General features: G+C 73.0%; 1 protein-coding gene. It reads left to right on the plus strand.

Annotation, left to right across the window (positions count from 1 at the left end):
- Positions 1–1,834: type I polyketide synthase (locus tag AB0E96_RS40775; protein ID WP_359831858.1), on the plus strand; the 1,834-nt coding region annotated here is incomplete at both ends.

A 1,834-nucleotide genomic window follows, 5' to 3' on the forward strand; every position in this document is an offset into this window, starting at 1 on the left:
TCAGCGGACAACGCGGACTCGCCACCGACGGCCGCAGCAAGTCCTTCTCCGACAACGCCGACGGCACCGGCATCTCCGAAGGCGTCGGCATGCTCCTGCTGGAGCGGCTGTCCGACGCCCGCCGCAACGGCCACCCGGTGCTGGCCGTTCTGCGCGGCACCGCCGTCAACCAGGACGGCGCCTCCAACGGCCTCACCGCCCCCAACGGCCCCTCCCAGCAACGCGTCATCCGCAAGGCCCTCACCACCGCAGGCCTCACCACCGCCGACATCGACCTCGTCGAAGCCCACGGCACCGGCACCCGCCTCGGCGACCCCATCGAAGCCCAGGCCCTCATCGCCACCTACGGGCAGGGACGCGAGGACGGCGCGCCGCTGTGGCTGGGATCCATCAAGTCCAACATGGGCCACGCCCAGGCCGCCGCCGGCGTCGCGGGCGTCATCAAGGTCGTCGAGGCCATGCGCCACGGCGTCATGCCCCGCACCCTGCACGCCGAGCAGCGCTCCTCGCAGGTGGAGTGGGAGGCCGGCGCCGTCGAGCTGCTCACCGAGCCGCGCGCATGGCCCCTCGGCGACCGACCCCGCCGGGCCGGCGTCTCCTCCTTCGGCCTCAGCGGCACCAACGCCCACATCATCATCGAGGGGGTTCCGGCACCCGAGGCCGCGATGGTCGACGCGCAGGAACCGGACGGCACCGCCCTGCCGTTCGTCCTCACCGCGCGCAGCGCGGACGCCCTGCGCGACCGGGCGGCGGGGCTGCGTGAGCACCTGACGGCTCACGGCGACCTGCGGCTGCTGGACGTCGCCCACTCCCTGGTCGGCACCCGTACCAGCTTCGAGCACCGGGCGGTCGTCGCGGCCGCCGAACGCGAGGAACTGCTCACCGCGCTCGACCGCATCGCCGACGGCACCGAACCGCTCGCTGGTGCGGCCCGCTCCGGCGGGACCACCGGCTTCCTGTTCACCGGCCAGGGCGCCCAGCGCCTCGGCATGGGACAGGAGTTGTACAACGCCCACCCCGTGTTCGCGGCCCGCTTCGACGAGGTCTGCACGGAGCTGGACCGGTGGCTCGACCGACCCCTGCGCGAGGTCGTCTGGGGCGAGGACAGCGACCTCCTCAACCAGACCGCCTACACCCAGACCGCCCTCTTCGCCGTCGAGGTCGCGCTCTTCGCCCTCCTCGACTCCTGGGGCGTGCGCCCGCAGTACCTCGCCGGACACTCCATCGGCGAACTCGCCGCCGCCCACGTCGCCGGCGTCTGGTCCCTGCCGGACGCCGCCCGACTCGTCGCCGCCCGTGGCCGACTCATGCAGGCCCTTCCGAGTGGCGGCGCGATGATCGCCGTCGAGGCGACGGAAGCCGAGGTCACCCCGCACCTGACCGACGGCGTCGACATCGCCGCCCTCAACGGCCCCCGCTCCGTGGTCATCTCGGGCGAAGCCACCGCTGTCGAGGCGCTCGCCGAGCGCTTCGCCACCCAAGGCCGCCGCACCTCCAAGCTCCGCGTCTCCCACGCCTTCCACAGCGCCCTCATGGAGCCCATGCTCGCCGAGTACGCCACCGTGGCAACCCAGTTGGCCTACAACGAGCCCACCATCCCGCTCGTCTCCACCGTCACCGGCACCCTCGCCACCGCCGAACTCACCGACCCGCAGTACTGGGTCGACCAGGTCCGCGCCGCCGTCCGCTTCACCGACGCCGTCCGCACCCTGACCGACAGCGGAGTCACCACCCTGCTGGAGGTCGGCCCCGACGCCGTCCTCACCGCCATGGCCCAGCAGACGACCGAAGACACCACCGCCATCCCCACCCAGCGCCGCGACCGCGACGAGAA

This window comes from Kitasatospora sp. NPDC036755 (assembly GCF_040636595.1).
Classification (GTDB): Bacteria; Actinomycetota; Actinomycetes; order Streptomycetales; family Streptomycetaceae; genus Kitasatospora.